Annotated in this window: 17 protein-coding genes and 1 pseudogene; 9 read left to right on the top strand and 9 right to left on the bottom strand. The window is 72.8% G+C overall.

Annotated elements, in window-relative coordinates:
• The first annotated feature begins 82 nt into the window (after nucleotides 1-82).
• Nucleotides 83-1,000 carry a tetratricopeptide repeat protein gene (locus AB0I42_RS00575; protein WP_357532816.1) on the top strand — a complete coding sequence of 306 codons (918 nt, stop codon included), beginning with the start codon at nucleotides 83-85 and terminating at the stop codon, nucleotides 998-1,000.
• A 97-nt stretch (nucleotides 1,001-1,097) separates the two neighbouring features.
• Nucleotides 1,098-1,994 (top strand): annotated as a pseudogene (locus tag AB0I42_RS00570) (arginase family protein); the annotation flags it as partial.
• Between the two features lie 1,038 nt (nucleotides 1,995-3,032).
• Here AB0I42_RS00570 and AB0I42_RS00565 read toward each other — a convergent pair.
• Nucleotides 3,033-4,988, bottom strand: a complete 1,956-nt coding sequence (locus AB0I42_RS00565; protein WP_357532814.1) for a penicillin-binding transpeptidase domain-containing protein — start codon at nucleotides 4,986-4,988, stop codon at nucleotides 3,033-3,035.
• 266 nt (nucleotides 4,989-5,254) lie between these two features.
• On the opposite strand from AB0I42_RS00565, the gene AB0I42_RS00560 reads away from it, so the two are divergent.
• Entirely contained in the window at nucleotides 5,255-10,339 is a 5,085-nt protein-coding gene (locus AB0I42_RS00560; protein WP_357532812.1) for an NAD-glutamate dehydrogenase, read from the top strand.
• Nucleotides 10,340-10,400: 61 nt separating this feature from the next.
• Here the strand turns inward: AB0I42_RS00560 and AB0I42_RS00555 are convergent, their stop codons facing one another.
• Nucleotides 10,401-10,808 carry a four-helix bundle copper-binding protein gene (locus AB0I42_RS00555; RefSeq protein ID WP_357532811.1) on the bottom strand — a complete coding sequence of 136 codons (408 nt, stop codon included), beginning with the start codon at nucleotides 10,806-10,808 and terminating at the stop codon, nucleotides 10,401-10,403.
• 151 nt (nucleotides 10,809-10,959) lie between these two features.
• Here AB0I42_RS00555 and AB0I42_RS00550 point away from each other — a divergent pair, with 151 nt between their 5' ends.
• Nucleotides 10,960-13,182 (top strand): heavy metal translocating P-type ATPase, encoded by a 2,223-nt coding sequence (locus AB0I42_RS00550; RefSeq protein ID WP_357532810.1) that lies wholly within the window; start codon nucleotides 10,960-10,962, stop codon nucleotides 13,180-13,182.
• Between the two features lie 51 nt (nucleotides 13,183-13,233).
• On the opposite strand, the gene AB0I42_RS00545 is transcribed toward AB0I42_RS00550, so the two are convergent.
• The 3 genes from AB0I42_RS00545 to AB0I42_RS00535 all read right to left on the bottom strand — a co-directional run bounded on the left by AB0I42_RS00545 (nucleotide 13,234) and on the right by AB0I42_RS00535 (nucleotide 15,698).
• The gene (locus AB0I42_RS00545) at nucleotides 13,234-13,374 is read right to left on the bottom strand and encodes a hypothetical protein (RefSeq protein WP_357532808.1); all 141 of its coding nucleotides are present in this window, start codon (nucleotides 13,372-13,374) and stop codon (nucleotides 13,234-13,236) included.
• A gap of 10 nt (nucleotides 13,375-13,384) precedes the next feature.
• Nucleotides 13,385-14,590, bottom strand: coding sequence for a glycosyltransferase family 2 protein (locus tag AB0I42_RS00540; protein WP_357532806.1), 1,206 nt, complete (start codon nucleotides 14,588-14,590; stop codon nucleotides 13,385-13,387).
• Nucleotides 14,591-14,774: 184 nt separating this feature from the next.
• On the bottom strand, nucleotides 14,775-15,698 hold the full coding sequence (locus AB0I42_RS00535; RefSeq protein WP_357532804.1) for an AraC family transcriptional regulator: 924 nt from the start codon (nucleotides 15,696-15,698) through the stop codon (nucleotides 14,775-14,777).
• Between the two features lie 89 nt (nucleotides 15,699-15,787).
• Here AB0I42_RS00535 and AB0I42_RS00530 point away from each other — a divergent pair, with 89 nt between their 5' ends.
• The gene (locus tag AB0I42_RS00530; RefSeq protein ID WP_357532802.1) at nucleotides 15,788-16,708 is read left to right on the top strand and encodes an NADP-dependent oxidoreductase; all 921 of its coding nucleotides are present in this window, start codon (nucleotides 15,788-15,790) and stop codon (nucleotides 16,706-16,708) included.
• On the opposite strand, the gene AB0I42_RS00525 is transcribed toward AB0I42_RS00530, so the two are convergent.
• From AB0I42_RS00525 to AB0I42_RS00510, 4 genes are all read right to left on the bottom strand, one after another.
• On the bottom strand, nucleotides 16,709-17,407 hold the full coding sequence (locus AB0I42_RS00525; RefSeq protein ID WP_357532801.1) for a TetR family transcriptional regulator: 699 nt from the start codon (nucleotides 17,405-17,407) through the stop codon (nucleotides 16,709-16,711). It lies immediately after the preceding gene.
• Nucleotides 17,370-17,819, bottom strand: a complete 450-nt coding sequence (locus tag AB0I42_RS00520; RefSeq protein WP_357532799.1) for a DCC1-like thiol-disulfide oxidoreductase family protein — start codon at nucleotides 17,817-17,819, stop codon at nucleotides 17,370-17,372. Before AB0I42_RS00520 ends, AB0I42_RS00525 begins: the two co-directional genes overlap by 38 nt.
• Nucleotides 17,816-18,361 carry a hypothetical protein gene (locus tag AB0I42_RS00515; RefSeq protein ID WP_357532797.1) on the bottom strand — a complete coding sequence of 182 codons (546 nt, stop codon included), beginning with the start codon at nucleotides 18,359-18,361 and terminating at the stop codon, nucleotides 17,816-17,818. The genes AB0I42_RS00520 and AB0I42_RS00515 overlap by 4 nt, the downstream gene beginning before the upstream one ends.
• 142 nt (nucleotides 18,362-18,503) lie before the next feature.
• Nucleotides 18,504-19,958 carry a glycoside hydrolase family 3 N-terminal domain-containing protein gene (locus AB0I42_RS00510; RefSeq protein WP_357532796.1) on the bottom strand — a complete coding sequence of 485 codons (1,455 nt, stop codon included), beginning with the start codon at nucleotides 19,956-19,958 and terminating at the stop codon, nucleotides 18,504-18,506.
• A gap of 159 nt (nucleotides 19,959-20,117) precedes the next feature.
• On the opposite strand from AB0I42_RS00510, the gene AB0I42_RS00505 reads away from it, so the two are divergent.
• From AB0I42_RS00505 to AB0I42_RS00490, 4 genes are all read left to right on the top strand, one after another.
• Nucleotides 20,118-21,293 (top strand): ROK family transcriptional regulator, encoded by a 1,176-nt coding sequence (locus AB0I42_RS00505; RefSeq protein WP_357532795.1) that lies wholly within the window; start codon nucleotides 20,118-20,120, stop codon nucleotides 21,291-21,293.
• A 155-nt stretch (nucleotides 21,294-21,448) separates the two neighbouring features.
• Nucleotides 21,449-23,011 carry an N-acetylmuramoyl-L-alanine amidase gene (locus tag AB0I42_RS00500; RefSeq protein WP_357532794.1) on the top strand — a complete coding sequence of 521 codons (1,563 nt, stop codon included), beginning with the start codon at nucleotides 21,449-21,451 and terminating at the stop codon, nucleotides 23,009-23,011.
• 133 nt (nucleotides 23,012-23,144) lie between these two features.
• Entirely contained in the window at nucleotides 23,145-23,945 is an 801-nt protein-coding gene (locus tag AB0I42_RS00495) for an ABC transporter ATP-binding protein (RefSeq protein WP_357532792.1), read from the top strand.
• Between the two features lie 117 nt (nucleotides 23,946-24,062).
• Entirely contained in the window at nucleotides 24,063-25,691 is a 1,629-nt protein-coding gene (locus AB0I42_RS00490) for a cellulase family glycosylhydrolase (RefSeq protein WP_357532790.1), read from the top strand.
• Nucleotides 25,692-25,769 lie beyond the last annotated feature (78 nt).

Raw genomic sequence — 25,769 nt, 5'->3', positions numbered from 1 at the left:
AGTCACGGCGACGGACGGCGGTGGTACGCGGGGCGTGGTGGTCCGGCCGCGGAGGGCTGACCACGTGCGAGACTAGACAACCATGAGCGACCCACGGACCACCCCGTCGATCTTCACCCGCGGCGCGGTAGACCTCGGCGCGCTGCGCAGCGCCGCACCCACCCCCGCCCGGCCCGCGACCACCACACCCGCCGGGGGCCACCCCGTCCCCGGGGGCGTCGCGCCCGGCGCGGTCACCGTGATCGATGTCACCGAAGCCACGTTCCAGACCGAGGTGCTCGAACGCTCGATGACCACCCCGGTGGTGCTCGACTTCTGGGCCGAGTGGTGCCAGCCCTGCAAGCAGCTCTCCCCGCTGCTCGAACGGCTGGCCGCCGAGGGCGGCGGAAGCTGGGTCCTCGCCAAGATCGATGTCGACGCCAACCAGCGCCTTGCCCAGATGTTCCGGGTCCAGAGCATCCCGACCGTCTACGCCGTCATCGGCGGCCAGATGGCACCCGGATTCGCCGGGCTCCAGCCGGAATCGCAGATCCGCCAGTGGGTCGGCGCCGTCCTCCAGGCCGGCGGGGTCACCGTGGAGACGCCCGAGGACCCGCGCCTCACCGAGGCCGACGAGGCGCTGATCACCGGCGACCTCGACGCCGCCGAGCAGGCATACCGGAAGATCCTCGCCGAGTCGCCGGCCGACGCCTCGGCCGAGGCCGGGCTCGCCCACGTCTCGCTCGCCCGCCGGGTCGCCGGCGTCAACCCGGCCCAGGCCCTCGCCGCCGCGCAGGCCGGCCCTGACGACGTCGCCGCACAGTTGCTCGCGGCCGACGTCGAGGTGCTCAGCGGCCAGGCCGAACTGGCCTACCAGCGGCTGGTCGACCTCGTCCGGCGCACCGCCGGCGACGACCGGGAGACGATCCGCAAGCACCTGTTGTCGCTGTTCACCGTCGCCGGGCCCGACGACCCGGCCGTGGGCAGCGCCCGCCGGGCGCTCGCCAACGCGTTGTTCTGATCCGTGGCGGGAGCGGGGAGCACACGCTCCCCGCACCCACCCGGCGGCCAACCGGTCTCCGCACCCCCGCGGAGCCGCCGACCAGGACGGGGAGCCCATGAATCGCCGGATCGCGATCCTCGACGCCCCGTCCAACCTCGGCCTGCGCCCGCCGACCACCACCTCGGTGCCCGGCTGCGCCAAGGCCCCCGGCGCGCTGCGCGACCACGGCCTGGTCGAACGGCTCGACGCCCGCGACGCCGGCTGCCTCACCCCACCCCGGTACGACCCGGCCGACTGGCGCCCCGGCGACGGGGTCTGCCACGCACCGGCCATCGCCCGCTACTCGACCGCGCTCGCCGAACGGATCGGCGCGATCATCGACGCCGACGAGTTCCCGGTCGTCCTCGGCGGTGACTGTTCGATCCTGCTCGGCTCGGCACTGGCCATGCACCGCCTCGGCGAGGCGGTCGGCGGGCGGATCGGGCTGGTCTTCGTCGACGGGCACTCCGACTTCCGGCACCCGGGCAACGCCTCGTACGTCGGCGCCGCCGCCGGCGAGGACCTCGCCCTGGTGACCGGCCGGGGCCAGGCCGACCTGGCCGCCATCGAGGGGCGGCGGCCCTACTTCCGGGACATCGACGTCGTCGTGCTGGGCATCCGCACCCAGGACGAATACCGGCTCGACCTCCAGGCCGCCGGGATCGTCACCCGGCCGGTGCCGCTGCTGCGCACCGAGGGCGCGGCCCGGACCGCGCAGTGGGCCCACGACCAGCTCGCCGACTGCGCCGGCTACTGGGTGCACGTCGACGTCGACGTCCTCGACCCGGCGGTGATGCCGGCGGTCGACGCCCCCGACCCGGGCGGCATCGCCTTCGCCGAGCTGGAGCTGCTGATCGCCGGCCTGGTCGACACGCCACACTGCCTCGGCATCGAAATCACCGTCTTCGACCCCGACTACGACCCGGACGGCTCGTACGCCGCCGAGATCGTCTCCACCCTCGTCGCCGGACTGTCCGCGGTGCGCCGGCCGGAGCCGGCGCCGGAACCGACCGCCCCGATCCGGGACGGTGCGGACGGGCCGGCCGGGGTGGCACCGGGTGCGCCGACCCCGGTGGGTGCCTCGGATGCGGTGACCCCGGTGGGTGTCCCGGGTGTGGCGCCGGTCGACTACCCGCCGACGGATGCCCCGGCCGTGGTGATCCCGCCTCCGGACCGTCCCGACCCGGTGGCCGCCCCTGCTCAACGGGCGGACTCGGTGATCGGGCTGGCCGAGCAGGTGGCCGCCGCCGGTGCCGCCGCCCGCGACACCGCCTGGCGGGCCGGCCGCAGCCCCGAACCGCGATTCACCGTCCGCGCCGCGGACCCGGCCGACGCGGCGGCGGGCGCGCCGGAGCCGGGCCTGCCGGCAGCCGAACCACCCGTGACCGAGGCGACGGCGGCGGCGACCGCCGCCGGGGCGACACCGGAGGTGGCTGGGCCGGCCGAGCCGGCGTTGACCGATCCGGCGTCGGACGGGGCGGCGCCGGACGGGGCGGCGCCGGAGACGGTGCCGGCGGAGACGGTGCCGCCGGAGCAGTCCCGGCCGGCCGAGGTGGCGCCGGAGCAGGTGGCGTCGGGCTGGTCCGTGCTGACCCGGGCGGCACCGAGGCAGGTGGCGCCGGCAGAGCCGGCCGTACCCCCGGCCGGACCCCCGGCTCCGGCCGATTCCGGCCGTCCCAGGCGTATCTCGGCCGCCGACATTTTGACCGGTCGTCCCGGCGTGGCACCTGGGCAGCGGCAGCCCGCCAGTGATCAGGGCGCGGACGCCGACCCCACCTGACGCCGTCCGCGTCGATCGTTGTCGTTCCGACAGCCGACCCGCCGGCCGGAAACCGCCTGAACCCCAGACGATCACGAACGCCCCGGGCGTCACAGTGTGGGCTTGTCGATCTGGGCGCCAGCGACCTTACGGAGCCTGGATAAGGTCGCTGGCGCCCAGATCAACGGTGTGGCGGGCGGGCTGACGAGGGTTGCCGCGCACTACTGCCGTGCCGGGTCGCGTCCGGGGTGGTCAGGAGCGGGCGAGTTCGCGGAGGAAGCGTTCGGTCAGCGGGACCGCGCTGGTCGTGCTCGAACCGCCCTTCTCCACGAACACCGCGAACGCCACGTCGCCCTGCCAGCCGATGAACCAGGCGTGGGTGTTGGCCGGGTTGTCGTCGTACTCGGCGGTGCCGGTCTTGCCGTGCACCGGGCCGCCGGGCACGTCCCGCAGGGCGGTGGCCGTGCCGGTGGTGACCACCTCGCGCATCATCGTGCGCAGCGGCTCGACCGAGGTCGGCTTGAGCTGCGGCCCGGGCGGCGCGGGCGTGGCCGGCGCCGGGTCGAGCAGCAGGGTCGGCTGCTGCCACTGGCCACGGGCGACCGCCGCGGTCGCCGACGCCATCGCCAGCGGGCTGACCAGCGTGGTGCCCTGCCCGAACGCGGCCGCCGCCCGCTCGGCCGCCGGGCCGCCGGTCGACACCTTGCCGCTGAACGCGTCGATCCCGAGGTCCCAGGCGCCCTCCAGGCCGAGGGTGCGGCCGGCGGCGGCCAGCCCGTCCGGGCCGAGCTTCGGGGCCAGGTCGGCGAACGCGGTGTTGCAGGATCGGGCGAAGTCGACCCGGAACGGCACCGGGCCGAGTTCGAAGTTGTCGGAGTTCTTGAAGGTACGGCCGTCCACGGTGGTGTTGCGCGGGCAGGCGACCACCTGGTCGAGGGTGACCGCGCCGGCGTCGAGCAGGCCGAGTGCGCTGACCATCTTGAAGCCGGAGCCGGGCGGCACCTGGGCGGTGAACGCCAGGTTCTCCTGGCCACCGCCCGGACCGTTCGCGGCGGCCAGGATCGCGCCGTCGGTGACCCGTACGGCGACCAGGGCGGCCCGGCGGGTCTCGCCGGCGAGGGCGGCGTCGGCGGCGTTCTGGGTGCGTACGTCGATCGTGGTGCGGACCGGCTCGCCGGGCTTCGGCTCGCCGCGGAAAACCTCGGTGCCGGTCTGGGCGACGGTGCCGTCCGGCCCCTTGCGCACGATGGTGACGGCGACCCCGCCGGTGCCGCGTAGCCGCTGCTCGTAGCGCCCCTGCAGGCCGCCGTGGCCGACCAGGTCGCCGAGGACGTACGCGTCGGGGTCGCGCTCCATGTCCTCCTTGGTCACCGCGTCGACGGTGCCGAGCAGGGCGCGGGCGAAGTCCCGGGTCGGCGCGAGGTCGCGGGTCGACTCCTGGAACTTGGTGCCGGGCAGGTCGCGGATCCGGCCCCGGATCTGGTCGTACGCCTCCCGGCGCAGGGTGACGACCTCGACGAACGCGTCGGGCTTGGCCTGGGCGAGCCGGTCCGGCAGCCCGCTGAGGTCGACCGCCGGGATCGCCGGCCGGATCGCCTTGAAGGCGGCGTCCAGTGCCTTGACCAGGGCCGGAGCGTCGTCGACCTCGCTGGGCTGCACCCCGACGGTGACCACCGGCCGGGCGGCGAAGACCGGTTGGCCGGCGCCGTCGAGGATGCCGCCGCGCGGGGCGGGCAGCCGGGCGAGGCTCAGCTGGTCGCCGTCGGTGAGCTGCTCCTGCACCACCTTCGGTTCCCAGATCACCTGCCAGGCGTCGTCGCCGCCGCGGGTGAGCCGTACCTGGGTCGGGTAGGTCCAGTGGGTGCCCCCGGGCAGCGTCCAGTCGACGGTGACGGTGGCGACCGCCACGTCGTTGGTGACCTCGGCCCGGCCGCTGCGCTTCAAAGCCGGCGGGTTGGCGGCGAGGTCGCCGCTGAGGTGCTTGATCTGCCCGGCGACGTCGGCCGCCGGCAGCTTGCGGCCGGCCGGGTCGACGAACGCGACGGCGGCGAGCTCGCCGGTCGGCCAGCCGCCGAGCAGCGCGTCGACGGCCTGGTCCGGCCCGTCGTCGGCGCCGCATCCGGTGAGCAGGCCGGCGGCCATCGTCAGGCCCGCCAGCGCCGCCGCGATCCGCCGCCCGACCCCGGACCCGTTGCTCGACCCCCGCATGTCAGCTCCCCCTTCCGACCGGTGTCGACCATCGACCGTAGTACGGCCGGCCGATTCGTGGTGTCCGGGTATCGGGGCACTGACCGGCGCGGACACCGGTGGTACGGCGGCCGAGGTGATGACGGCGGGCCGATGGGTACTCCTTGCCGGTGCCACGTCGGGTTCCAGACGCTGGGCACACCGATCCACCGGACGGCGATCCGGACGGCAGGGCCTAGGCTGGGGCGGAGTGACCCACAGCGTAGTGGGCCGAGGGGAGTGCACGGATGGACCGGCGGCCGGTGACCAGACCGGAACCCGCCCTCCGGCAGGATGACAGCCGGATCGACGAGTTCCACACTTCAATGGTCGAGGCGGACATCGGAGTGAGCTTGGACACTCTCTATGACGAGGGTCTAGCGATCAATCCGACCGCGGACGACATCGAGGATGTCGACCTTGACGAGCAGGTTCCCAGCGCCGAGCGGCTGGTCGCCCAGGCGGTGGCGCTCGCCGGGCGGGACCAGGACGCGGCAGCCCTGACCGACCGCTTCTGGCGGTTCGCCGCCGACGAGGAACTGGTCGGCTGTACGCCGGAGGAGATGGTCGAGGCCGCCCTGGCCCACCGCCAGCTCGCCGAGCAGCGGCTGCCGGGCGAGCTGAAGCTCCAGATCAGCCAGCCGGTCGGTGACCAGCAGCACACCGTGATCCAGATCGTCACCGACGACATGCCGTTCCTGGTGAGTTCGGTGACCGCGCTGCTCAACACCCGTCAGTTGGACCTGCACCTGCTGGTGCACCCGCTCGTGGTCGTACGCCGGGAGGCCGGCGGCCGGCTGACCGAGGTCGCCGCCGAGGTGGAGCCGGACGACGCGATCGACGGCGACCAGGTCGAGAGCTGGATGCGGCTGGAGATCGACCCGGTCCGCGACGCCGAGGACCGGGAGCGGCTGCGTGCCGACCTGACCCGGGTGCTCACCGACGTGCGCGAGGCGGTCGAGGACTGGCAGTCGATGCGCGAGCGCGCTCTCGCGCTGGCCGACGAGCTGGACACGGTACGGGTCCCGGAGAGCCGGCTGCCGGTGCCGGAGAAGGACATCACCGACTCGGTGGAGCTGCTGCGCTGGATGGCGTACGAGCACTTCACGTTCCTCGGCTACCGCGAATACCGGCTGGCCGGCGCCACCGGCCGCCCGGACGGGGAGAACCGGACGCTGGAGGCGGTGCCCGGCACCGGGCTGGGCATCCTGCGCCAGGACCCGGTGGGGCAGCCCGTCGGGGCCGGCCAGCACGCGCCCCGGGCGCTGGCGTCGATGACGCCGGAGGCGGCCGACAAGGTGCTGGAGAAGCGTCTGCTGATCATCACCAAGGCCAACTCGCGGGCGACCGTGCACCGGTCGGCCTACCTGGACTACATCGGCTTCAAGACGTTCGACGAGCACGGCGAGGTGGTCGGCGAGAAGCGGTTCCTGGGGCTGTTCTCCAGCGCCGCCTACCGGGCCAGCGTCCGTGACCTGCCGGTGGTCAGGCGCAAGGTCGCCGAGGTGATGGAGCGGTCCGGGCTGAGCCCGCGCAGCCACTCCGGCAAGGATCTGATGCAGATCCTGGAGACCTATCCGCGCGACGAGCTGTTCCAGATCAAGACCGACGACCTATACCACGCGGTGATCGGCGTGCTGCGGATGGCGGGCCGCCGGCAGTTGCGTCTCTTCCTGCGCCGGGACGGCTACGGCCGGTTCATCTCGTGCCTGATCTACCTGCCCCGCGACCGGTTCACCACCCAGAACCGGCTGCGGATGCAGGAGATCCTGCTCGCCGAGCTGAACGGGATCGGGGTCGACTACACCACCCGGGTCACCGAGTCGGTGCTCGCCCGGGTGCACTTCATCGTGCGTACCGACCCGGCCGACCCGCCGGGCCAGTTCGACGCCGACGCGCTCGCCGAGCACCTCGCCGACGCGACCCGGCTGTGGGGCGACGACTTCCGGCTGGTGCTGGAACGCAAGCTCGGCGACGAGCAGGCCAAGGTGCTGCACGCCCGCTACGCCGACGCCTTCCCCGACGGCTACCGCGACGACCAGACGCCGTACGAGGCGTTGAAGGACCTGGCGAAACTCGAACTGCTCGAGGAACCGGGCCAGCTCGAGATGCACATGTTCCGCAAGCACAAACCGGCCGGTGAGCCGATCGAGCCGGGCGACCGGACGGTGCGGTTCAAGGTCTACCGGTACGGCGAGCCGATGGTGCTGTCCGCCGTACTGCCGGTGCTGCACTCGCTCGGGGTCAGCGTCGTCGACGAGCGGCCGTACGAGATCACCCGCTCCGACGGGCGGATCTTCCTCTACGACTTCGGGCTGGAGTTGCCGCCGGACGCGCGGGAGCTGACCGGCGTACGCCCGCACGTGGAGAACGCGTTCTCGGCGACCTGGCGCGGTGAGGCCGAGGTCGACGGGTTCAACGAGCTGGTGCTGCGGGCCGGGCTGACCTGGCGGCAGGTGGTGGTGCTGCGGGCGTACGCGAAATACCTGCGCCAGGCCGGCGCGATCTTCTCGCAGGAATACATGGAGGCGACGTTCATCGCCTACCCGGCGATCGCGGCGCTGCTGGTGCGGCTCTTCGAGATCCGGTTCGATCCGCGGCGGGGACTGTCGGCCGAGGAACGCACCCTGGAGAGCAAGGAGCTGCTGACCGCGGTCGGGCAGCAGCTCGACGACGTGGCCAGCCTCGACCAGGACCGCATCCTGCGCTCCTACCTGACGCTGATCCAGGCCACCCTGCGGACCAGCTTCTACCAGCGTGGCGACGACGGGCGCCCGAAGTCGTACGTGGCGTTCAAGCTCGACCCGCAGGCGATCCCGGACCTGCCGGCGCCCCGGCCGAAGTACGAGATCTTCGTCTACTCGCCCCGGCTGGAGGGCGTACACCTGCGGTTCGGGCCGGTGGCCCGGGGCGGGCTGCGCTGGTCCGACCGGCGCGAGGACTTCCGTACCGAGGTGCTGGGCCTGGTCAAGGCGCAGATGGTGAAGAACGCCGTGATCGTGCCGGTCGGCGCAAAGGGCGGCTTCGTGCTAAAGCAGTTGCCGGGCGACCGGGACGAGGCGGTCGCCTGCTACAAGCTGTTCATCTCGGCGCTGCTCGACGTCACCGACAACATCGTCAGCGGCGAGATCGTCCCGCCGGCCGAGGTCGTACGCCACGACGGCGACGACCCCTACCTGGTGGTGGCGGCCGACAAGGGCACGGCGACGTTCTCCGACATCGCCAACGAGATCTCGAGGGCGCACCGGTTCTGGCTCGGTGACGCGTTCGCGTCCGGCGGTTCGGCGGGCTACGACCACAAGAGGATGGGCATCACCGCGCGCGGTGCCTGGGAGTCGGTCAAGCGGCACTTCCGGGACATGGGGCTGGACACCCAGACCGAGGACTTCACGGTGGTCGGCGTCGGTGACATGTCGGGTGACGTGTTCGGCAACGGCATGCTGCTGTCGGAGCACATCCGGCTGGTGGGCGCGTTCGACCACCGGCACATCTTCCTCGACCCCGACCCGGACGCGGCCCGCTCGTACGCCGAGCGCCGCCGGCTGTTCGACCTGCCGCGTTCCTCGTGGACCGACTACGACACACAGTTGATCTCCGAGGGCGGCGGCGTCTTCCCCCGTACGGCCAAGTCGGTGCCGATCTCGCCGCAGGTCCGCGCGGCGCTCGACCTCGACGCGCAGGTCACCTCGATGTCGCCGCAGGATCTGATGAAGGCGATCCTCCAGGCACCGGTGGACCTGGTGTGGAACGGCGGCATCGGCACGTACGTGAAGGCGGCGACCGAGTCCAACGCCGAGGTGGGCGACAAGTCCAACGACGCGATCCGGGTCAACGGGCGCCAGCTGCGGGCCCGGGTGGTCGGCGAGGGCGGCAACCTGGGCTTCACCCAGCTCGGCCGGATCGAGTACGCGATGGCCGGTGGCCGGGGCGGGAACACCGCCGGGCCGGGTGGCACAGGCGGGCGCATCTACACCGACTTCATCGACAACTCGGCCGGGGTCGACTGCTCCGACCACGAGGTCAACATCAAGATCCTGCTCGGCGGTGCGATCACCGACGGCGAGCTGACCCGCCCGGAGCGCGACGAGCTGCTGGCGGAGATGACCGACGAGGTCGCCGAGCTGGTGCTGCGCGACAACTACGAGCAGGCCAGGGCGCTGGGCAGCGCCCGGGCCGGCGCGCAGTCGCTGCTGCCGGTGCACCGGCGGATGCTCACCGAGCTGGAACGCGCCGGCCATCTCGACCGGGCGCTGGAGGCGCTGCCCTCCGACGAGGAACTCGCCGCCCGGGCCGACACCGGCCTGACCCTGCCCGAGTTCGCCGTCCTGATGGCCTACGTCAAGATCGTGCTGGAGCGGGAGATCCTCGGCGACGCCCTCGTCGACGAGCCGTGGACGGCGCGGGTGCTGACCGACTACTTCCCGACGCCGCTGCGAGACCGGTTCGCCCACCGGATGCCCGGTCACCGGCTGCGCCGGGAGATCGTCTCCACCGCGCTGGTCAACGAGGTGATCAACCGGGGCGGTATCTCGTTCGTCTTCCGGGCGGTCGAGGAGACCGGCGCGTCGGCGGCCGACGTGATCCGGGCGTACGTGGTGGTCCGTGAGGTGTTCGCCCTCGACGAGTTGTGGGCGGCGGTCGAGCGGCTGGACAACCAGGTGCCCACCGAGGCGCAGACCTCGGTCCACCTGGAGGCCCGGCGGCTGCTCGACCGGGCGGTGCGGTGGCTGGTGACCAACCGCCGCTCGCCGCTCGACGTGCCGGCCGAGATCGATCGGTTGCGGGCCGGGGTGTCCCGGTTGCTCACCCGGTTGGACGAGCTGTTCGCCGGCGCCGAGCGGGAGGCACTCCAGGGGCACGTCGCGGTCAACATGGGTCGTGGGCTGCCCCGCGAGGTGGCCGAGCGGGCGACCCGGATCATGTACAGCTTCGGTCTGCTCGACGTCGTCGAGACGGCTGCCGAGACCGGGCGGGAAGTCGACGAGGTCGCCGGGGTCTACTTCGCGCTGTCCGAGCGGTTCCGGGTCGACGCGCTGCTGTCGAAGATCTCGCTGCTGCCGCGGGAGGACCGGTGGCAGACGCTGGCCCGGATGGCGTTGCGCTACGACCTCTACGCCGCCCTCGCCGCGCTGACCGTCGAGGTGCTCAACTCGACGTCGGCGGCCGACGACGCGCCGGAGCGGGTGGCCCAGTGGGAGGCGGGTAACGCCACCTCGATCACCCGTGCCTACAAGGCGATGGGGGAGTTCGACGAGTCGCGGGCCGACCTGGCGGCGCTGTCGGTGCTGCTGCGTCAGATCCGGACTCTGGTCCGTACGAGCGGCAAGGGCTGACGCCGGCGCCGAACGGATGCCGCCGCCCGGGATCGGGCGGCGGCATCGGTGTCCGTGGGGGTCAGGTGAGCCCGTCCAGCAGTTCCTGGCAGGCCCGCTCGCAGTGGCGGCAGGCTTCGGCGCAGACCCGGCAGTGTTCGTGCATGGCCGCGTGCCGGTCGCACTCCTCGGCGCAGCTCCGGCATGCCGCGACGCAGGCGACCAGCATGGCGCGGGTCACGTTGCGGTCGTAGCCGGTGTGCCGGGACAGCACCCGGCTGGTCGTCTCGCACAGGTCGGCGCAGTCGAGGTTGATTCGGATGCAGACGGTCAGCGCGGCGACCTGTTCCTCGCTGAGGCAGGCGTCGGCGCAGGCGGTGCACGCCTGGGCGCAGGCGACGGAGGCGTCGACGGCCGTGTTGAGCAGGGCCCGGTCGAGCCCGCCGAACTCCCCCGGGTGGCTTCCGAGTATCGAGCTGGCGTAGGACATCAGGACCACTCCCCGTTCGCGTCTGCTGAACCGTGCCCACGGCAGCCGGTGGGGTACCCGGCCCCCGGTGACCCAAACGGCCTGTCCTATACCGCTGGGGGGTAGGGGTAGGCTCGATGGAGCGGAGAACCGGGCCGGCGGGAGGAGCGGGGTGGCCACCAACCTGATCGAGCTCACCATCGGCGGGATGACCTGCGCGTCCTGTGCGTCCAGGATCGAGAAGAAGCTCAACCGGATCGACGGCGTCACCGCGACCGTCAACTACGCCACCGAGAAGGCCACCGTCACCGCCGCGCCGACGGTCACCCCCGCCGACCTCATCGCGGTCGTCGAGCAGACCGGCTACACCGCCGTGCTGCCGGCCCCGCCCGCCGGCCCGGCCGACGGCGACGGCGCCGAGACCGCCCAGAACGCCGAGCTGCGCCTGCTACGCGACCGGCTGCTGGTCTCGGTCGTGCTCGCCGTACCGGTGATCGCCCTGGCCATGGTCCCGCCGCTGCAGTTCACCAACTGGCAGTGGCTCTCGCTCACCCTCGCCGCCCCGGTCGTGGTCTGGGCCGGCCTGCCGTTCCACCGGGCCGCCTGGACCAACCTGCGGCACGGCGCGGCGACCATGGACACCCTCGTCTCGCTCGGCACCCTCGCCGCCTTCGGCTGGTCGCTCTGGGCGCTGTTCCTCGGCACCGCCGGCCATCCCGGCATGACCCACGGCTTCGAGTGGACCGTGCCGCGCGGCGCCGGTGCCGGCACCATCTACCTGGAGACGGCCGCCGGGGTGACCATGTTCATCCTCGCCGGCCGCTACTTCGAGGCGCGTGCCAAGCGCCGGGCCGGCGCCGCGCTGCGCGCCCTGCTCGACCTCGGCGCCAAGGACGTCGCGGTGCTGCGCGGCGGCGTCGAGACCCGCGTCCCGATCGCCGAGCTCGCGGTCGGCGACACCTTCGTCGTACGGCCCGGCGAGAAGATCGCCACCGACGGCGTGGTCGACGACGGCACCTCCGCCGTCGACCTGAGCATGGTCACCGGCGAGTCGGTGCCGGTCGAGGTCGGCCCCGGCGACCAGGTGGTCGGCGGCACCGTGAACGCCGGCGGCCGGCTGCTGGTCACCGCCACCCGGGTCGGCGACGACACCCAGCTTGCCCAGATGGCCCGGCTGGTCGAGCAGGCGCAGAGCGGAAAGGCACGGGTGCAGCGGCTCGCCGACCGGATCAGCGGAGTCTTCGTACCCGTGGTCATCGCGCTGGCCGCCGGGACGCTCGGCTACTGGCTGGGCACCGGCGCCGGAACCGTCACGGCGTTCACCGCCGCGGTCGCCGTGCTGATCATCGCCTGCCCGTGCGCCCTCGGCCTGGCCACCCCGACCGCGCTGCTGGTCGGCACCGGCCGGGCCGCCCAGCTCGGCATCCTGATCAAGGGGCCGGAGGCGCTGGAGTCGACCCGCCGCGTCGACACCGTCGTGCTCGACAAGACCGGCACGGTCACCGCCGGGCGGATGGCCCTGGTCGACACCGTCGCCGTCGAGGGCGAGGACCCGGAGCGTGTCCGGCGGCTCGCCGCCGCGGTCGAGGCCGCCTCCGAACACCCGATCGGCCGGGCCGTGGCGGCCGCCGTACCCGGGCCGCTGCCGCCGGTCACCGGGTTCGCCGCCGTCGAGGGACTCGGCGTACGCGGCACCGTCGACGGGCACGAGGTCGTCGCCGGCCGGGCCGCCTTCGCCGGCGAACTGCCCGGAGCACTCGCCACCGCGGCGGCCGAGGCCGAGTCGGCCGGCCGCACGGTGGTCACCGTCGGCTGGGACCAGCGGGTCCGCGGCCTGCTGGTGGTCGCCGACACGGTACGGCCGACCAGCCGACAGGCGGTCACCGCGCTGCGCGGGCTCGGCCTGACCCCGGTGCTGCTCACCGGCGACAACGCCGCGGCGGCCCGGGCCGCCGCCGACGAGGTCGGGATCGACGAGGTGTTCGCCGGGGTCATGCCGGCCGGCAAGGTCGACGTCGTACGCCGGCTCCAGGAGCGGGGTGCGGCGGTGGCGATGGTCGGCGACGGGGTCAACGACGCGGCCGCCCTCGCCCAGGCCGACCTCGGACTGGCGATGGGCAGCGGCACCGACGTGGCGATCGAGGCCAGCGACCTGACCCTGGTCCGGGGCGACCTGATGGCGGCGGTCGACGCGATCCGGATGTCCCGGCGCACGCTGCGGGTGATCAAGAGCAATCTGTTCTGGGCGTTCGCCTACAACGTGGCGGCGATCCCGCTGGCCGCCGCCGGGGTGCTCAGCCCGATGATCGCCGGTGCCGCGATGGCGCTGTCGTCGGTCTTCGTGGTGACCAACAGCCTCCGCCTGCGCCGCTTCCACCCGACCCGCCCCTCATGATCCCCGTGATCAGGGAGATCATGGCCGGGGCCGGCGCCGGGGCGGACCTGCTCAGCCGATCCGGCGGCGGGCCTTCGCGCCCCACTGGGCCACGGTCACCAGCAGCGCGCCGACCGCCAGCGTGATCGCGCCGATCACGCCGACCGCGGCCGCCGAAGCGCCGGTCAGGGGCAGTTCCTGGTTGGCTGACATGCCGTACTCCTCATACTCGGGTGGGTCGCGGGGTGCCGATACGGGCGGGCGACGCCCACACGCACCGGTCGACGGTCGGCTGGCGGATGGCCTTCACCAGCGCGTGCACCATGACGACCCGGTAGAGCAGGTCGGTCAGGGTGATCAGGGGCAGGAAGAGGACCAGCCGGGGCCGGCGCAGCCGCCAGGCGGCCAGCAGCACCCAGACCGACTGACCGGCCAGGAGCAGCAGTAGTCCGGTGCCGGCGCCGAGGCCGGCGGTGGCCAGCACCCACACGGTCAGCGGCGCGCCGACGACGTACAGCGCCCAGTGCAGCATCAGCAGCACGTACGCGTAGTCGAAGCGGGTGGCCCGGCGGCCGACCCGGTGGCCGATGACGCCCTGGAAGGTGCCCCACATCCAGCGCAGGTTCTGCCGGTACCAGTCCCGCATGCTGGTCGGATCCTGCAGGTGGGCCACGGCGCGCGGAGCGTAGACGACCCGGCCGAGGCGCCGCCGGTGCGTCTCCAGCACCCAGTACGTGTCGTCCACGATGTACGGCGGCCGCTGCGGCAGGACGGCGTCGAGCAGTTCGGTGCGGTAGAGCGAGTTGCTGCCGGAGATGCAGTTCATGACGTTGAAGTGGCTCTGGATCCGGCGGGTGAGCACCTGGTAGCTCCAGTAGCTGTAGGCCCGCTTGGCCAGCCACGGGTTCCACCGGCGCTCCTTCGGCCACCAGGTCACGTTGTGGCCGACGACGATGGCGGTCTGGTCCTCCAGGTGGGCCAGAGCGGCGGTGACGAAGCCGGCGTCGACGAGCACGTCGTCGTCGAGGATCGCGACCGCGCGGAATCTGGTGCCGAGCCCGAACCGCACGTACCCGGCGTGCAGCGCGGCGGGCTTGCCGACGTTGACGGGGAGGGTGAGGACGTGGGCGCCGGCCTCGCCAGCGATCCGGGCGGTGTCGTCGGTCGATGCGTCGGAGACGACGTAGACGGGGACGCCGGTGGCCCGGGCGGCCGTGACGGCCGACGCGATTGTCGACGCACCGTTACGACAGGCGATCATGATGGCCACCTGGTCGGCGCCGACCGGGCCGTACCGGGGGTAGGCCGGTGGGCGGCGCCGGTGCGCGGCACGGTCCGGCCGGACGAATCCGTACACGAACGCGACGATCACGGAAAGTAGCAGCAGGCTGCTGAATGCGATGGATGCGATCAGGAAAGACTTCAGCATTTGCATGCCTTTGCGCAGGTTGCGGGCGTAGTGAAGCGCCGCAGCGGCGCGGCTGTCGGTAACGCTACGTAGCGTCCCTCCGGGCGCCAAGGGTGACCCGTCCGAATTGGCCGTTCGGCCAACTTGGCTCGGATTTGCGGCTTACATCGGTAGGGGAACTGATCGACGCTTGGCCTGAGCGCGATTACTCAGAGTGCCGATACCTGCCGGGGGCGACGCCGAACCGGCGCTTGAACGCATTGGCGAACGCGAACTCCGAGGCGTAGCCGACCCGAGCCGCGATCGAACTCAGCGGCGCGTCGGACCCCCGGAGCCGGCGGGCCGCGAGGGTCATCCGCCACCAGGTCAGGTAGCCCAGCGGCGGCTGGCCGACGAGCGCCGTGAAGCGGCGGGCGAACGCCGCCCGGGACAGCCCCGCCTCGGCGGCCAGGGCCGCGACCGTCCAGGAACGGGCCGGATCCCGGTGCATCGCCCGCAGCGCGGCGCCGACCGCCCGGTCGGCGAGGGCCGCCGGCCAGCCGGTGGCGGGGCCCGGCGTCGACCGCTCCTCCAACCAGGCCCGCAGGATGTGGAGCAGGAGGGTGTCGAGCAGGGCGGGAACGATGGCATCGGTGCCGGGCCGGGGCTGCCGCAGTTCGGTGGTGAGCAGTTCCACGGTCGCCCGCAGCACGGGATACCGGTCGAGGTGCGCCGGAAGGTGGACGAGTTCGGGCAGGTCGTGCAGCAGGGGATGGGTACGGGCCGGTTCGAGTTCGTAGGCGCCGCAGAGCGTCACGGTGGCCGGCACGCCGCTTCCGGCGGGCGGGTCGACGGCGGTGTAGCGCCCGACGGAGTCCGGATCGCAGTCCGGTCCGGTGACCGGGGTCGACGGGCTGTCGGCCAGCACGTGCCCCGGCCCGTGCGGACGGAACACCACGTCACCGACGGCCAGTGGCACCGGGTCGGTGTCCGGCCGGATCAGCCAGCACGGCCCCGCCAGGACCATCTGGAAGCCGGCCGAACCGGGTACGGCGGCGAACCGTCGCGCCCACGGTGCGGGCCAGGCCAGCAGTGCGGCCCGTGGCCGGCCGGTCCGCATGACCGCGAGCATGTCGCTGAGCACGTCCATCCCGGGCAGTATCCGTCGCAAGACGATCGGGTATGGACCGAGGAGCCGTACGCATGGTCCGGTTCCGCCGTCGTTCATAGATTCGGGACATGCGAGCCATGCGAATCCACGGGTACGGCGACGTGTCGGTCATCCGCCAGGACATCGTTCCCCGCCCGGTGCCGGGCCACGGCGAGGTGCTGATCCGCGTCGCGGGGACCTCGTTCAACCCTTCCGAGCTCGGACTGCGGTCCGGCCTGCTCAGCTCCGTCTTCCCGCTGGACCTGCCGTACACGCTCGGCTGGGACGTCGCCGGCACGGTCGTCGCGGTCGGTGGCGGGTCCACTCTCGTCGTGGGGGACCGGGTCGTCGGCCGGGTCGACAGCGGCGGCGCCGCGGCCGAGTACGTGACGGCCGCGGCCGACCGTCTCGTCCGGGCGCCCGCCGCCGTCCCGCTCACCGACGCCGCGGCCATCCCGGTCGCCGGTCTCACCGCGTGGCAGGCGGTGTTCGAGCACGCCCGCGTCACGCCCGGGCAGTGGGTGCTCGTCAACGGCGCGGGCGGCGGTGTCGGCGGGTTCGCCGTCCAACTCGCCCGGCACGCCGGAGCACGGGTCGTCGCCACCGCCAGCCCCCGCAGCGCCGACGCCGTACGTCGACTCGGCGCCGACCGGGTCGTCGACTACACCACCACGCCGCTCGACGACGCGCTCCCCGGGCCGGTCGACGCCGTGCTCAACCTGGTCGCGACCGGTCCGGAACGGGTGGCGGCCCTGCTGCCGCGGGTACGGCCGGGCGGCGTGCTGGTCAGCATCACCGTCGGGGTCGAGGTGCCCGCCGGCGTACCGGTGACGGCGAGCCAGTTCGTCGCGCGCAACGACCCGGCCCAGCTCGCCGAGTTGGTGAAGCTCGTCGATGCCGGCGCGGTCCGGGTCGACGTCGCCGCGTCCCGCCCGCTGGCCGACCTGGCCGCCGTGCACCGGGCCGCCGAGGCCGGCCTGACCCGGGGCAAGATCGTCCTCGTCCCGTGACTACTGGCGCAGGCTCCGGATCAGCGCCATGACCTCCCGGGTCACCGGGCGCAGCACCCGCAGCCGGGACAGCCCCACCAGCCGGTCGATCAGCGGGGTGGCCCCGTCGATCAGCCGGCGGGTCTTGGCCTGCCCCGGCGACCGGTCGTGCACCCAGTAGAGGACCACCCCCATGTACGCCAGCCACAGCAGCTCCGGCAGGTCGGCGCGCAGTTCCGGGTCCACCTTCGCCGTCGACCCCTCGACCACCTCGCGGAACAGCGCGATCGACGCCTCCCGTGCCCCCGACGACTCGGCCGAGAACGGGCTCAGCGGCGAGGTCGGCTCGGCGGCCGTCTTGAAGAACGTCGCCGCGAACGCGTGGTAGGGCGCGTTCGCGTCGATGCCGGCGTGCAGCACCCCGCGCAGCCGGGCCGCGAAGTCCGACTCGTTGTGCAGCACGGGTGTCGCCGCGGCTCGGTGTTCGACCTGCGTGCCGGCGTAGAACTCCTGGATCAGGTGTTCCTTCGAACCGAAGTAGTAGTAGGCGTTGCCGACCGCGACGCCCGCCTCCTTCGCGATTGCGCGCATCGTCGTCTGGGTGTAGCCGCGCTCGCGGAAGAGTCGCATCGCGGTGTCGAGGATGAGCCGGCGGGTCTGCTCGCCCTTGGCGGTCGCCGGCTCAGCCGCAGCGGTCGTCGGCACACTCGCTTCGCTCATCGTCACCACCGTAGTACGGCTCCCGGTAGCGTTCCCGCAGCGCCGACGCGGTCTTCACGACCCGCCTCGCCACCGGCAGCAGGTCCGGCCGGGCGAGCCGGTCGGCCAGCGCCCGGTAGTCGGCGAGCGCCCACAGGCAGGCCAGCCAGGCGCCGTCGCCGACGTACACCTCGCCGGTGTCGGCGATCACGCTGATGTCCCGCAGCGTCGCGGCGTGGTCGAGGTCGGGGAACAGCAGCCGGGCCTGGGGCGATCCGGCCGGCACGAACGACAGCGGTACGAGCTGGTCGCGCGCCGCCAGCCAGGCGCGGGCCGTACGGCAGACCGGGCACCGCTCGTCGTAGAGGACGGTGAACCCGGCGATCCCACCGCCCCCGTGTGCGGTGGGATCGCCGGGCCGGGCACCGGTCACGGCTGCGCCGGCGGCTGGTGCGGCGGCGTGGGCGGCCCGGCCGGGGGAGCGGCTTCGGGCGACAAGCCGGGGCGGGCGGCGCCGGGATGCTGCGGCGGTACGGGCGGCCGGCCCGGCGGGAACCCGACCGGGCCACCGGCGTACGGGCCGGCCATGGCGAGCCGGCCGGCGGGCGGCACCGGCGGCCGGGGGGCCTGTTGCCGCAGCCGTCCGCGCCGGTAGCGGTTGAGGGCGAAGACGTTGAAGAAGTGCAGGATGCCCAGCACCAGGAGCATCAGGCCGATCTTCAGCGACAGCTCCTCCATCGCGTGGGCCATCGAGGTGATCCGGCCGCCGTAGCGCAGGTTGAACATGGCGAAGCCGAGGTTGAGCAGGTAGAAGCCGACCACGAGCAGGCTGTTGATCGCCTTGGCCAGCTTGCTGTCGTCGAAGACCTCGACGAGGAAGACGAGCCCGTTGCGCGACAGTACGCCGGCCACCCAGACGACCAGCCCGATGCTGATCACGAGGTAGCTCAGGTACATCCAGACCTTCAGGTCCACCGTCGACCCCTTTCTCGAACGTGTTCAAGTTTTGGTCGTCCTGAGCGTACGACTGCTTTTGAACGCGTTCAAGCGAGACGCCGCTCACACGGAGGCGGCACCGCACCCCGCGATCGGGTGCGGTGCCGCCGGAAGGTGGTGGTCAGCCGGCCAGGCCGAGGGTCTCCGCCGCCGCGCGGCCGTTGGCGTGGCTGGCGCCGTACGTCGTCACGAAGGCGCGTACGCCCGCCGGCCGCCAGGGCGACGGCCAGCCCATCTCGACCAGGACCACCGGGTGGGTGGCGGCCAGCGCCTCGACCAGCGCCGGTGCCTCGGCCAGCCGGTGCACGTGCCGCCCGACCAGCACGATCGGCCGGCCGCCGGCCCGTTCCACCAGGTCGGGTACGTCGGTCTCGGTGGCCACCACGCGCAGTTGCTCGGCGCCGCCGACGTGCGGGCCGAGGCCCCACGGCACCCGCCCCTCGGCGATCGTCGACGACGACACGAGTTGCACCACGAGGGGCGTACCCAGGTCGGTGAGGGTGCCCTCGACGCGGACCGCGCGCCGGGCGGCCGCGTACCCGAGGTCGGTCGCCACGGTCTCGTCCGGCGCGGCGGCCCGGGTCCAGGCGGCGAGTTCGGCGGCGCGGCCGGCGGCCTGCTCGACCCGGGCGAGGTCGAGCCGGCCGTCGCCGAGGGCCGCGACGACATGCGCCACCACCTCCTCGACCAGCGTCGGCTCGTCGATGTCGGCGCCGATGCAGAGCAGGTCGGCGCCGGCCGCCAGGGCGCGTACGGCCGCCGGGGCGACGCCACCGGCGGCGAGCGCGGCCCCCTTCATCTCCAGGGCGTCGGTGACGACCGCGCCGGTGAAGCCGTATTCGTCGCGGAGCAGGTCGACCAGGACGGCGCTGGTGAAGGTGGCCGGCGCGGGACCGGTCAGGGCCGGCACCCGGATGTGCGCGGTCATGACGGCCTTGGCGTCGGCGGCGATGACCGCCGCGAAGGGCGGCAGGTCGCGGGCCCGCAGCACGGACAGCGGTACGTCGACGGTCGGCAGTTCGTGGTGCGAGTCGGTGACCGTGGCGCCGTGGCCGGGGAAGTGCTTCGCGCAGGCGGCGACTCCGGCGGTCTGGAGTCCGGTGACCGCGGCGGCGGCGTGGGCGGCGACCCGGACCGGGTCGCCGCCGAACGAGCGGGTGCCGATGATCGGGTTGTCGTCGTGTGAGTTGACGTCGACGGTCGGCGCGAGGTTGAGGGTGACGCCGGCGGCCGCGAGTTCGGTGCCGATGGCCTGGTAGACGCGCCGGGTGAGGCCGACGTCGCCGACCGCGCCGAGGGCGGCGTTGCCCGGGTACGGGCTGCCGGTGGCGTGCGCGAGCCGGGTGACGTCGCCGCCCTCCTCGTCGATGGCGACGACGACGTCGGGGCGGGCCTGGCGCAGCGCGGCGGTGGTCGCGGCGACCTGGGCGGGGTCGACGACGTTGCGGCCGAAGAGGGTGTGCCCGGCGAGCCCGTCGGCGACCAGTTCGACCGCCCAGGGCGGGGGTGCGGTCCCCGGGAACGCCGCGAGCAGGGTGCGCAGCACGAGCCGCCGAAGTCCTGGGTCGATCGTCACCTGGTCTCCCTCTTGCCCCGCCGGCGCGCGTCACGTGCCGGCAGGGGTCATCCTGTCGCCGGTGGGTGCCGGCCGTTGTCATGATCTGCGATTACGCTACGGCTACCGGTAAGGCCCAGTTATCGATAAGAAACTTTACTAAATATAGAGGACGTCTCCATGGCTTCCACCCGTCTGCCCGGCACACCCCGCCTCCTCCGTGCGCTCAACGACCGCGCCGCCCTGGAACTTCTGCTCGACCGGGGCCCGCTCACCCGCGCCCAGCTCGGCGAGCTGACCGGCCTGTCCAAGGTCACCGCCTCCCAGCTCGTCGAACGCCTGGAGGAGCGCGGCCTGGTCACCCGGGTCGGCGAGCAGGCCGGCGGCCGCGGCCCCAACGCCCAGCTCTACGCGGTCACCCCGGGCAGCGCGTACGTCGTCGGCGTCGACGTCGGCCCGGACCGGGTGGTCGCCGCCTGCGCCGACATCACCGGCGGGGTGATCGGCCGGGTCGAGCAGTCCACCCGCGACACCGACGACCCGGTCGGCGTGGTGCACAACGCGGTCGTCCAGGCGGCCGGCGAGGCGCATGCCCAGCTCGCCAGCGTACGCCGGGTGGTGCTCGGCACCCCCGGTCTGGTCGACCCCGCCACCGGCGACATCACGTTCGCGTTCAACCTGCCGCGCTGGCACCGCGGGCTGCTCGCCGCGCTGCGCGAGGACCTGCGCATCCCGGTCGTGTTCGAGAACGACGTCAACCTGGCGGCGGTCGCCGAGGCGCACACCGGGGCGGCCCGTGGTGTCGACAACTTCGTCCTGGTCTGGGCCGGCGTCGGTATCGGTCTCGCCATCATGATCAACGGGCGGATGCACCACGGCAGCACCGGCGCGGCCGGCGAGATCGGCTATCTCCCGGTGCCCGGCGCGCCCATCCCGCGCGACGTGTCGCGCCGGGCCAAGCCCGCCTTCCAGCAGGTCGCCGGCGCCGACGCGATCCGGGCGGTGGCCCGCGAGCACGGCTTCCGGGCGGCCACCGCCGCCGAGGCCGTGCGCGCGGCGATCGCGGCCGGGACCGAGGGTGGCCCGTTCCTCGACGAGCTGGCCCGCCGGCTGGCCCTCGGTGTGGCCGGCACCTGTGTGGTGCTCGACCCGCCGCTGGTCGTGCTGACCGGCGAGGTCGGCCAGGCCGGCGGCAGCGCGCTGGCCGAGCGGGTGCAGCACGAGGTGGCCGCGATCACGCTGGTGTCGCCCCGGGTGCAGGTGACCGAGCTGACCGAGGAGCCGGTGCTCCAGGGCGCGTTGCGCACCGCGCTGGACGCGGTCCGGGACGAGGTCTTCGGGTCGACGGTCGGCTGAGCCGGTGCCCGCGCCACATCCCGTCATGTGAAGGAATTCTTCAACAAAGTAAACAGTACTGCAAGCTCTCGACATAGATGGATATCTGGCTATACCGTTCGGTCACCCGACGTCCCCGGCGACCGGGGGCGTCCATCACTTCGGGAGGAGTGACGGTGACCGTACGAAACCCCCTGCGTCGAGCCGCCCGCCTGATCGGCGGCGGCGCCCTCGTCCTGGCCGTCGGCCTGTCCGCCCAACCGGCCCAGGCCGCGCCGGCAGACCGGGCCCTGGGTGCGGCCGACCCGCTCGCCGCCGCCTTCGAGGCCGCGGCCCAGCGCTACGACGTGCCGCGCGACCTGCTCGCGGCGCTCGGCTACGCCGAGACCCGTCTCGACGGGCACGACGGCGAGCCGAGCGCCTCGAACGGCTACGGCGTCATGCACCTGACCAGCAACCCGAACGTCCGGACCCTCGACGAGGCGGCCGCCCTCACCAAGCTGCCCGCCACCGAACTGCGCACCGACACCGCCGCCAACATCACCGGGGCCGCCGCCGTGCTCCGGTCGTACGCCGACGCGGCCGGGCTGACCGACGTCCAGCGCGACGACGTCGACCGCTGGTACGGCGTGGTGGCCCGCTACGGCGGCGGCTCCACCCCGGCGACCACCCGCCTCTACGCCGACGCCGTCTACGACCTGCTCGGCACCGGCTTCGCCGCCGGCGGCGCGCTCAGGATCCCCGGCCGCCCGGTCGCCCCACAGCGCGGCGCGCTCGCCTCGGTCGCCCCGGTCGGTGCCGCCGACCCCGGCATCGGCACGCTGAGCGCCGACTACGGCCCGGCCGCCTGGGCGCCCGCGCACAGCAACAACTACACCGTGTCCAGCCGGGAGTCGACGTACGACATCCGCTACGTGATCATCCACGTGGCACAGGGCTCGTACGCCGGCACGGTGAGCTGGTTCCAGAACCCCGGTGCCGGGGTCAGCGCCCACTACACGATCCGCTCGTCGGACGGCGCGGTCACCCAGTCCGTACGGGACAAGGACGTCGCCTGGCACGCCGGCAACTGGACCTACAACACCCAGTCGATCGGCATCGAGCACGAGGGCTTCGTCAACAACGCCTCGTGGTTCACCGACGCGATGTACCGCTCGTCGGCCGCGCTCACCCGGCACCTGGCCAACCGGTACAACATCCCGAAGACCCGTTCGTACATCCTCGGCCACAACCAGGTGCCGGGTGCCACGCACACCGACCCGGGGCCGAACTGGAACTGGACCCGCTTCATGGAGCTGGTCAACGGTGGCGGCACCACCCCGCCGCCGAGCTGGACGTCCACCGTCGACAACGACACCGCGGGCCGGTTCACCGCCAGCGGCAACTGGGGCTCGTCGGCGTACTCCAGCCAGCGGCACGGCGCCAACTACCGGTTCGCCGACCCGGTCCTGGCCAGCGACTCGGCCTGGTACAAGTTCAACATCCCGGCGACGGCGACGTACCGGGTCGACGCCTGGTGGCCGGCCGACGCGGGATACAACAACTCGACCCCGTACGTCATCGTCACCTCCGGCGGGAACCAGACGGTCAACGTCAACCAACGGCTGACCGGCGGCCAGTGGCGGGTGCTCGGCACCTACACCCTGACCGCCGGTGACGCCAACAAGGTCGCGGTGAGTCGCTGGACCTCCGGTACCGGTCTGGTCATCGCCGACGCGATCCGCATCACCCGGGTCTGACCCGGCGCGCCACGCGCCCCCACCCACGCCCCGCGATCTTGCACTTATCTCCCCCTTTCACGGCCTATGTCGGGCGACGAGTGCAAGATCGCGGGGGCGGGGGGCGGGGAACGTCGAGGTGGTGCGTGGTTGGATGGGCATCGTGGCGGACGAGGACCTGGTGATCGACCTCGACGGGGTCGGCGTGCAACGATCCGGCAACCACCTGCTGCGCGACGTGACGTGGCAGGTCGAACTCGACGAGCGGTGGGTGGTGCTCGGGCCCAACGGGGCCGGCAAGACCACCATGCTCAACCTCGCCGCCGGTCGGCTGCACCCGACCACCGGCACGGCCCGGATCCTCGGCGAACGGATCGGCCGCACCGACGTCAACGAGCTGCGTACCCGGATCGGCCTGTCGACGGCGGCGCTCGCCGAGCGGATCCCGGCGCGGGAGCGGGTCGTCGACGTGGTCGTGACCGCAGCGTGGTCGGTGGTGGGCCGGTTCCGGGAGAGCTACGACCCGGCCGACGAGGCCCGCGCCCGCGGGCTGCTCGCCCAGCTCGGGGTCGCCGGGCTCGCCGAGCGGGACTACGGCACCCTGTCGGAGGGGGAGCGCAAGCGGGTGCAGGTGGCCCGGGCGCTGATGACCGACCCGGAGCTTCTGCTGCTCGACGAGCCGGCGGCCGGGCTCGACCTGGGCGGCCGGGAGGACCTGGTCGCCCGGCTGGGCGAGCTGGCGATGGACCCCGATGCCCCGGCGATCGTGCTGGTCACCCACCACGTCGAGGAGATCCCGCCGGGCTTCACCCACGCCCTGCTCGTGCGTGACGGCGAAATCGTGGCGCAGGGGCTGATCGGCCGGACGCTGACCGGTGAGCTGTTGTCCAAGACGTTCGGCGTGTCGCTGATCGTCGACCGGCACGGCGACCGGTTCACCGCCCGGGCGGCCTGAATTCCGCTGCCACCACTGTGTGGATTGCTGTCGATGGGTTGACCTGACTGTAAGTCATCTTTACAGTTCTGTTTCGACGCGTGTCGGCAGCACCCCCACGACAGTAGAGGCAGTGAAATGTCCAGACTGCGCTTGATTGCGGCCGGGGTCTCCGCCGCCGCGCTTGCCCTCGCCGGCGTCCTGGTGGCCGCCCCCGGCGCACATGCCGCGACCGCCAGCTTCGCCAAGGTCCAGGACTGGGGCAGTGGCTACGAGGCCCGCTTCACCGTCCGTAACGACACCAGCAGCACGATCACGAGCTGGCGGGTCGACTTCGACCTGCCGTCCGGCTCGACCCTCGGCAGCTACTGGGACGCCCTGCTCACCAGCAGCGGCAACCGGCACAGCTTCACCAACCGGTCCTGGAACGGCACCCTGACCGCCGGTGCCACCGCCACCTTCGGCTTCATCGTCAACGGCGCGGGCACCCCGGCCAACTGCACGGTCAACGGCGGCTCCTGCACCGGCGGCGGGAGCGGCGACACCCAGGCCCCGACCGTGCCCGGCAACCTGCGGTCCACCGGCACCACCTCGTCGAGCGTGTCGCTGGCCTGGAACGCGTCGACCGACAACGTCGGCGTGACCGGCTACGACGTCTACCGCGGCGGCACGATCGCCACCACGGTCACCGGCACCAGCGCCACCATCAGCGGCCTGAGCCCGTCGACCTCGTACGCCTTCTCGGTGCGCGCCCGCGACGCCGCCGGCAACACCTCGGCGCAAACCGGCGCGCTCAACGTCACCACCGCGTCCGGCCCCGGGACCGGCGGCACCCCCGCCGCCATCAACGGCCAGCTCCGGGTCTGCGGTGTCCAGCTCTGCAACCGGTACAACCGCCCGATCCAGCTGCGCGGCATGAGCACCCACGGCATCCAGTGGTACGCCCAGTGCGTCAACAACGCCTCGCTGGACGCGCTCGCCACCGACTGGAACGCCGACGTGCTGCGCATCTCCATGTACATCCAGGAGGGCGGCTACGAGACCAACCCGCGGCTGTTCACCGACCGGGTGCACGACTACATCGAGCGGGCCACCGCCCGCGGCATGTACGCGATCGTCGACTGGCACATGCTCACCCCGGGCGACCCCAACCACAACCTGGCCCGCGCCCGCACCTTCTTCACCGAGATCGCGCAGCGCCACAAGGACAAGACCAACATCCTGTACGAGGTGGCCAACGAGCCCAACGGGGTGAGCTGGTCGTCGATCAAGAGCTACGCCGAGCAGATCATCCCGGTCATCCGGGCCCAGGACCCGGACGGCGTCGTGCTGGTCGGCACCCGCGCCTGGTCGTCGCTCGGCCTCTCCGAGAGCTCGTCGGAGACCGAGATCATCAACAACCCGGTCAACGCGACGAACATCATGTACACGTTCCACTTCTACGCCGCGTCGCACGGCACGACGTACCTCAACGCGCTGTCCCGGGCCGCCGACCGGCTGCCGATCTTCGTCACCGAGTTCGGCACCCAGACCGCGTCCGGCGACGGGGCGAACGACTTCACCCGCGCCCAGCAGTACCTCGACCTGATGGCGACGAAGAAGATCAGTTGGGTCAACTGGAACTTCTCCGACGACTTCCGCAGCGGCGCCGTCTTCAACACCGGCACCTGCAACGGCAGCTCGTACACCGGCACCGCGGTGCTCAAGCCGGCCGGTGTCTGGATCCGCGACCGCATCCGTACCCCGGACAACTTCCCGACCAGCTGACGGTTCCGCGGCGGGGCGGGACGGCCATGGCCGTCCCGCCCCGTCCGTCTGTCCCGGGCGCACGTCCGGGGGCAGGGG

The sequence above is a fragment of the Polymorphospora sp. NPDC050346 genome (assembly GCF_040655695.1).
Lineage (GTDB): Bacteria > Actinomycetota > Actinomycetes > Mycobacteriales > Micromonosporaceae > Polymorphospora > Polymorphospora lycopeni.
This window is presented reverse-complemented; position numbering and strand designations above follow the sequence as displayed.

Bases quoted from the DNA above. Each gene is read 5' to 3' on its own strand.
- AB0I42_RS00575 (WP_357532816.1), top strand. From the start codon at position 83: ATGAGCGACCCACGGACCACCCCGTCGATCTTCACCCGCGGCGCGGTA.
- AB0I42_RS00565 (WP_357532814.1), bottom strand. From the start codon at position 4,988: ATGCGGGGGTCGAGCAACGGGTCCGGGGTCGGGCGGCGGATCGCGGCG.
- AB0I42_RS00560 (WP_357532812.1), top strand. From the start codon at position 5,255: ATGGACCGGCGGCCGGTGACCAGACCGGAACCCGCCCTCCGGCAGGAT.
- AB0I42_RS00555 (WP_357532811.1), bottom strand. From the start codon at position 10,808: ATGTCCTACGCCAGCTCGATACTCGGAAGCCACCCGGGGGAGTTCGGC.
- AB0I42_RS00545 (WP_357532808.1), bottom strand. From the start codon at position 13,374: ATGTCAGCCAACCAGGAACTGCCCCTGACCGGCGCTTCGGCGGCCGCG.
- AB0I42_RS00540 (WP_357532806.1), bottom strand. From the start codon at position 14,590: ATGCTGAAGTCTTTCCTGATCGCATCCATCGCATTCAGCAGCCTGCTG.
- AB0I42_RS00535 (WP_357532804.1), bottom strand. From the start codon at position 15,698: ATGGACGTGCTCAGCGACATGCTCGCGGTCATGCGGACCGGCCGGCCA.
- AB0I42_RS00530 (WP_357532802.1), top strand. From the start codon at position 15,788: ATGCGAGCCATGCGAATCCACGGGTACGGCGACGTGTCGGTCATCCGC.
- AB0I42_RS00525 (WP_357532801.1), bottom strand. From the start codon at position 17,407: ATGAGCGAAGCGAGTGTGCCGACGACCGCTGCGGCTGAGCCGGCGACC.
- AB0I42_RS00505 (WP_357532795.1), top strand. From the start codon at position 20,118: ATGGCTTCCACCCGTCTGCCCGGCACACCCCGCCTCCTCCGTGCGCTC.
- AB0I42_RS00495 (WP_357532792.1), top strand. From the start codon at position 23,145: ATGGGCATCGTGGCGGACGAGGACCTGGTGATCGACCTCGACGGGGTC.
- AB0I42_RS00490 (WP_357532790.1), top strand. From the start codon at position 24,063: ATGTCCAGACTGCGCTTGATTGCGGCCGGGGTCTCCGCCGCCGCGCTT.